6 protein-coding genes are annotated in these 6,487 nt (G+C 70.0%); 1 reads left to right on the forward strand and 5 read right to left on the reverse strand.

What is annotated here, in order from left to right; all coding sequences use genetic code 11:
• The first annotated feature begins 200 nt into the window (after positions 1–200).
• A complete protein-coding gene (locus HV742_RS29160; RefSeq protein WP_175147051.1) occupies positions 201–1,298 on the forward strand; it encodes a DUF748 domain-containing protein in 1,098 nt (365 codons plus the stop codon).
• Between the two features lies 1 nt (position 1,299).
• On the opposite strand, the gene HV742_RS29165 is transcribed toward HV742_RS29160, so the two are convergent.
• From HV742_RS29165 to HV742_RS29185, 5 genes are all read right to left on the reverse strand, one after another.
• Entirely contained in the window at positions 1,300–3,459 is a 2,160-nt protein-coding gene (locus tag HV742_RS29165; RefSeq protein WP_175147052.1) for a TonB-dependent receptor, read from the reverse strand.
• A 49-nt stretch (positions 3,460–3,508) separates the two neighbouring features.
• Positions 3,509–3,913, reverse strand: coding sequence for a DUF2946 family protein (locus tag HV742_RS29170; RefSeq protein WP_175147053.1), 405 nt, complete (start codon positions 3,911–3,913; stop codon positions 3,509–3,511).
• 79 nt (positions 3,914–3,992) lie between these two features.
• On the reverse strand, positions 3,993–4,706 hold the full coding sequence (locus HV742_RS29175; RefSeq protein ID WP_049073608.1) for an MgtC/SapB family protein: 714 nt from the start codon (positions 4,704–4,706) through the stop codon (positions 3,993–3,995).
• Between the two features lie 218 nt (positions 4,707–4,924).
• Positions 4,925–5,299 (reverse strand): hypothetical protein, encoded by a 375-nt coding sequence (locus HV742_RS29180; RefSeq protein ID WP_175147054.1) that lies wholly within the window; start codon positions 5,297–5,299, stop codon positions 4,925–4,927.
• A gap of 534 nt (positions 5,300–5,833) precedes the next feature.
• On the reverse strand, positions 5,834–6,487 hold a 654-nt coding region (locus HV742_RS29185; protein ID WP_175147055.1), incomplete at its 5' end, for a c-type cytochrome.

Below are 6,487 nucleotides of genomic sequence, written 5' to 3' on the forward strand. Positions count from 1 at the left end.
GCGCGGGCATCGTCGCATGCGCGCCCGCGACGTTCCTGGCGCGCGCCGGTCCTGGTGGCTGCGCACCGGTCAGGCCATATGGCTTGCGCCGGGGCTTTGCGCTCGCTATGGTGCGAGGCAGGGCCCGCTGCGCTACCGCTCGGACGCGCGGCCCCTGGCGCGTGACCGCGCGCCGGCCACTCTCTCTCTCGGGACTCACCATGGTCAACCCTCCCGCCGCGTCTCGCCGGCGTCCGTTCGCACGCAAGTTGCCGGCGATCCTGGTGCTGGTCGTTGTCTTGCTGGCGGCGCTGGCATTCGCGGGCAAGTACGTCGCGGAACGGCGTATCGCCGCCCTGTTGGGTCCGCGCGCGCAAGTGGGACACGTGAGCCTGGGATTCAAGGAAGTGGTGTTGAGCGACGTGAAAATCACCGGCGCCGAGGGCATGGAGCCGGCCAGCGCGCGGCGCGTGGTGGCCGAACCGGAATGGCGCTCGCTGTTGGGCCGCGAAGCCGTGTTCCGCCGCATCACCGTCGAGGATTTCGATTTCACGGTCCTGCGCGGCGCTGATGGCGACATGCAGATTGCCCCCGCGTTGCAAGCGGCACTGCGCCAGGCCGATGGCGGTGAAGCCGGCGCGCGCTCGCCGTTTCGCGCCGATGAACTCATTCTGGACGGCGGCCGTCTCGAATTCGTCGATGCCGCCATCGCCCGGCCGCCCCATCGCATTCCGTTCGACAACGTCTCCGCCAGCCTGCGGCCCCTGGCATTGCCGGCCGATGGCCAGCGCAGCGACATGACGTTCAAGGGCACGGTGCGCGAGAACCGCGTCGGCACGGCCACGGTGTTGGCCACCGGCTCGCTCGAAGTCGGCGGCAGCGATGCCGACATGACCGTGGCGGTGCGCAACATGGATATCCGCTACGCCGCCCCGTACCTGGCCGAGAACGGCGCGGGTTCGCTCGCGGGCGGCGCCATGGACCTGGACATGCGCACCACCATCGCCAAGCGGCAATTGAACGCCTCGGGAACGGTGGCCCTGCGCGACCTGAAGTTCAGCGGCGACGGCTCGCTGTTCTCCCTGCCGCGCAAGGCAGTGCTGGCGGCGCTGGAAGACCGCCATGGCACGCTGCGCATGGAATTCAAGCTTGCCGGCGGCCTCGACAATCCCAAGTTCTCGGCCTCGCGCGGATTCGCCGCCCATATCGCGCGCGGCTTCGGCCACGCCATCGGCGTGGGGGCCGAAGGCGCGGCCAGCGGCGTGGCCGGCGCGGTGAAAGACCTGGGCGACGCGATCTCCGATCTGTTCACCCAATGAATCAGAAGCGGTAGTTGGCGCTCAGTTCGACGCGCCGGCCTTCGCCCAGCAACCATTGGGTCTGGTTGTAGTAGGCGGTTTCGGCGTATTTGCGGTCGAACAGGTTGAATGCCCGCAAGGCCAGGGTCAGGTCGCGGCGCGGCTCCCATTGCAGGGCCAGGTTGGTGGTGGTGTACCCCGCCATTTCCAGCCGGTTGGCGGCATCCGCGTAGCGCTTGCCGACATAACGCAGCCCGGCGCTGGCCGTCCATTGCGGCGCGAATTTCCAGCTGACCCAGGCATTGGCCAGCCGTTGCGGCACGTCGGTGGGCACATTGCCGGCGCGCGACACGGCCGCGCCGTTGACCGATTCGCTGAAGTCGTCATAGCGGGCCCGCAGCACGGCGGCGTTCAGGTCGATACGCCACGCCGGCGTCAGCTCGACCGCCAGCGTCGCCTCCAGGCCGCGCGAGGATTGCTCGCCCACCTGGATGCGCAGCGACGGGTCGTTCGGGTCGCGCGTCACCAGGTTGTTTTTGCGGATGTGATACGCCGCCAGGGTCCACTGGCCCTTGTTGTCCCAGAAGGTCTGCTTGACGCCCACCTCGACCTGGCGGCCCTTGGACAGCTCGAAGTCCTTGTTGGCGGGCGACAGCAACAACAGGCTGCCGATGGGGTCGGCGGCTTCGGCGTACTGGCCGTAGACGGACAGCGTCGGCAATAGTTCGTAGACCGTGCCGATGCGCCTGCCGACGTTGTTGAAGGTGGTGTCGAACGCGGTCCGGTCCGCCACCAGGTCGCGCCGCTTCAGGTCGATGTGGTCGTAACGCACGCCGCCCAGCACCGACCAGCGGCTGGTCAGCATCAGGCGGTTCTCGGCGAACAGCGCGTACTGCTCGGCGGTGTTGCGGTAGCGCGGCGTGGTGCCGGCCACGTTGATGAAACGGCCATGATCGACGTCTTGGGGATCGACCAGCGAGGTGCCCGAGTAGGGCGAGTTGTTGGTGTGCTTGAGGGAGGCGCGGTTCAGCTCGACGCCCACGGCCACCTTGTTGGCCAGGCCGAACAGGCGGCCATCGAAGCTGGCGTCGGTGACGTTGCCGACCTGTTCCTGGTCATGGCGGATGTCGGTGTAGGCGCTGCGCTGGATCAGGCCGCTGGCGGGCTGCCAGGTGTAGTTTTCGGCGTCACGGTAGTCGCGGTCGCTGCCGATGTAGTAAAGGCGGCTGCGCACGCGGGTGGCGGGGTTGGGCGTCCATTCCGCTTTCAGCTCGGTGCGGCTGTCGCGGTAGATGATCTTGCTGTCGGCCACGTTGTAGTTCTTGCCGCGCAGGCGGTAGTCGATATCGCCATCGACCAGCGGCGTGCCGAAGTAGCGCGTCGGCTCTTGCCAGGCGTAGGCCTGGGTCAGCGTGAAGTTCAGTTCGGGCGACACGTCCAGGCGCAGCGCCGCCGTGACGGCCAGGTCGCGTGCGTCGCCCAGGCTGATGCCCGAGTCGCCGTGGTTGCCGCTCAGGTCGAGCCGGTACGACCATTTGTCATCCAGCGCGCCGCCGCTGCCGAAGCCCAGCCGCTGCGTGTCGTGGCTGCCGACGGTGGCCTGGATCTCGTTCTCGATCGGGCCGCGGGTGGGCTTCTTGGGAATCACGTTGACCACGCCGCCGATGGCGCCTTCGCCATACAGCACCGAGGCCGGTCCGCGCAGGACTTCAATGCGGTCCACGGCCCAGGGATCGTAGATGAAGGTCTGGCCGACGCCGCCGAACTGGCGCACGCCGTCGTACAGCATCGCCACCGAATTGGAGTCGGTGAAGCCGCGCGAGGACAGCGACGAGCCGCCATTGCCGGGATGGCGCAGGGTGCTGATGCCGGCCGCCTGCGTGATGGCGTCGGTGACGGTGACGGCGCCGCGCTCGCGCAGTTGTTCGTTGCTCAGGATGTCGATGCTGGCCGGGGTGTCCAGCGGCGCCAGGCCCAGCAGCGTGCCGGTGCTGGCCTGGTCCAGCAGCGTGGCCGGCGGGGTGGCGCCGGAGACGGCGATGGCGGGCAAGGTGGCGACGCCGGCGGGCGCGGCGGAGGCGGGAACGGACTGGGCGTGCAGGGCGGGAGCGAAGGCGAGCGCGGTCCAGACGGCCGCGCGCCGCGGCAGGACGCGGCGCGTCCTGGCGTAAGAAGGAAACATGGATATTCTCGGTAAGCCAAGGGAGCCGCGCGCGGGCGCGGCACAGAGATCAGCGGGATACCGGGAAGGGGGGCGGGGCGCGGGCCCCCAGCGGCGGGCCGGGCGGGAAACCGTCGGCGACGGCCGGCGGGGCGCGCGCGGCCAGCGGATGGGCCATGACCGCGCCCAGGGCGAGCAGGGGCGCGAGCGACGGCGGCAGGGCCACCGCCGCCAGCATCGCGCCCATGGGGCAGGCCGCTGCCTGCGCCGCATGGCGTTCGTCCGGGGCGTCGCTGTGCCTGGCGGGACCGGCCACCCAGACGGGGCCGGCGGCCGAGCACAACTGGATCAGCGTGCCGCTTTGCTGGGTCGCGGGCATGAAGCCCGGCGGCACCAGCGCCTTGAGCGCGAACAAGGCCAGCACCAGCCAGAGGCGGGCGGCGTCGCGGGCGGGCAAGGGGAAGGGACGGCGCATGATCGGCGCCCATTCTAGGGCCTATCGGCGCCGGACGGAACCCGTCGCCGAGGTGGCCGGGGGTGGGCGGCGCGCCGGCCTATACCGTGCGCGCGGCCCAGAAGGCGGTGCGCACGCCCGGCGCGGCGGCGATGCGCGCGGTCACGCGGTCCAGGTCGAGCTCGTCCACCGAGGCCTCGCTCAGCGCCGCCTCGATCTCGACCTCGTGCTCGCCGAACTGGTCGATCTTCAATTCAGACAGGGGCAACTGTTCGGTCTCCAGCACGTCTTCGAGAACGGTCATGGCGGCCTGGCGCTGGTCGACGTGGGCGATGACGTGGATCACGGTGGTGACTTCCGTGGTCTGCGCGTCGACCGGCTGGCGGTTGATGTAGCTGACCACCGGCCGCAGCAGCGTATTGGCCGCGAGCACGAAGGCCGTCGCCGCCAGGGCCTCCAGGATCAGCGAGGCGCCGGCGCAGGCGCCGATGGCGGCCGAGCCCCACAACGTGGCGGCGGTGTTCAGGCCGCGGATGCTGCCGCCCTCGCGCATGATGGCGCCGGCCCCCAGGAAGCCGACGCCGGACACCACATAGGAAATCACGCGCGCGCCGCCGTCGGGGCCGCCGACGCGGAATGCCATGTCGACGAAGATGGCCGCGCCCACCGCCACCAGTGCATTGGTGCGCAGTCCGGCGGTGCGTTGGCGGTACTGGCGCTCGAAGCCGACGATGGACCCGAGCACGAAGGCCGTGGCCAGGCTGATCAGGGTATTGGCCAGCGTCAGCAGCTGGATGTTTTCGAAGTTCTTCATCTTGTTGTTCTCGGGTTCAGCGTGTTGTGCGGGGCGCGCCGGCGGCCGGGTCTTGGCCCGGACGCGGCGCCGCCAGGGGCGGATCGGCCGTCAGGGCAATTGCCAGACCGAGGCCGCCGTCAGGATGAACGCCAGCACCCACAGCAGCAGCAAGGCCGCCACCCGGGCGACGAGCAGGCATTTGTACGGGTCTTTCATGACAGCCTCCTTTCCGTCGGTCAGGCCGGCAGTACCGCGATGCGGGCGCCGTCTTCGTTTTCCCAGTGCACGCGGCGCACGTCGGGGCTCTGGCCCAGCCGCAGGGCGATGGCGCTGAGCAGGCCGCGCACTTGCGGCGGGCACTGCAGCGTGACCGTGGTGCTGGCGAGCGCGCCGGTATCCGGGCGCGAGACGCGCACGTTCAGCACGCGCAGGTCCAGGGCCTGCAGCTCGTGGTAGAGCTGTTTGCGCAGCGCGTTGAGCGTGTCGGCGACGCTGACGATGGTGAACTGATAGGTGGGGATGGCGGGGCGGGCGGTGGCAACCGGGGCCGCGCCGGCGCCGCGCACGGTGGCGGCGCCATCCAGGAAGGGGAGGAATTTCTTGATGCGCATGATCGTCTCCAGGGGGAGTACGGTGGAAAAGTCCACATGCATGCGCCGCCGATCCGGCACGGCACGGGCGCAACAAGGCGCGCGGTTCGCGTCGGCAAAGCGGGTATCGGGTAAGGCCCGGGGCGGGGCAGCGGGGCTGCCGGAGCCGGATGGCCGTGTCCTGGCTTTACGCAGGACTCGGCAGAAAACTCTGCGGATCCTGCGTCAAGCGGCGCAAGCAGTCGTGTATCGACTACATCCGTCGTTGTCCACAATGATCTCGGGGTGGTTGAAGGTGCCGCAATTATAGAAAGGCATCAGGGAAAACACCAAGAACAAATTACAGGACGCAAGGAAAGGCCCCCACGCTCCGCCGCTGCGTGGGTCGCTGCCCCCCAAGGGGGCGTTTTTGCCTTGGGGCGGCCTGGCGGAAAGGGAGGCCCCCACGCTCCGCCGCTGCGCGGGTCGCTGCCCCCCAAGGGGGCGCCTTTTGCCTTGGGGCGGCCCGGCGGCAAAAAAACCGCCCGGCCAATACGTTGGCCGGGCGGGCGGCGTTCAGCGCGGGCCGGCGTAGTACTGGCCCAGGGCCTCGACCTCGCTGTCGGTCAGGCGCTGCGCGAAGGCGCGCATCACGCCCACGTCGTCGTTCTGGCGCGAACCATTGCGGAAGGCGTTGATCTGGTCGGCGAAGTACTCCTTGGACTGGCCCGCCAGGCGCGGCAGCAGCGGCCCTTCGCCCAGGCCGCGCAGGCCGTGGCAGTTGGCGCAGGCGGGCAGGGCGCGGGCGCCGTCGCCGATCTGGTCGAGCTTGCGGGCGGCCTCGCCGCCGGTCTCGCCCACGTGCAGCGGCGGGCCGGCCAGGGAGCCGTAGTAGGCGGCCAATTGGCCGATTTCCTGCTCGCTCAGGCCTTGGGCGACGGTGTTCATCAGTGCCTGCTTGCGCGTGCCCTGGCGGAAATCGGCCAGTTGCTTGGCGATGTACTCCGGCGTCAGCCCCGCCAGGTTGGGGAAGATGCCGCCGGTGGGCGTGATGCCCGCCTGCCCGTGACAGGCGACGCACGCCTGCACGCCGGCGGCCGGCTTGCCGCTGGCCGCGAGCTGCTTGCCCAGCGCGGGGTCGGCGCCTTGCAGATAGCCTTCCCAGGCGGGCCGCGAGGCGCTGAAGTCCTGGGCGCTGCGGCCGGGCACGGGCGCGGCGGCGGCCGGCGT

The organism is Achromobacter ruhlandii (assembly GCF_902859695.1).
GTDB lineage: Bacteria > Pseudomonadota > Gammaproteobacteria > Burkholderiales > Burkholderiaceae_B > Achromobacter > Achromobacter ruhlandii.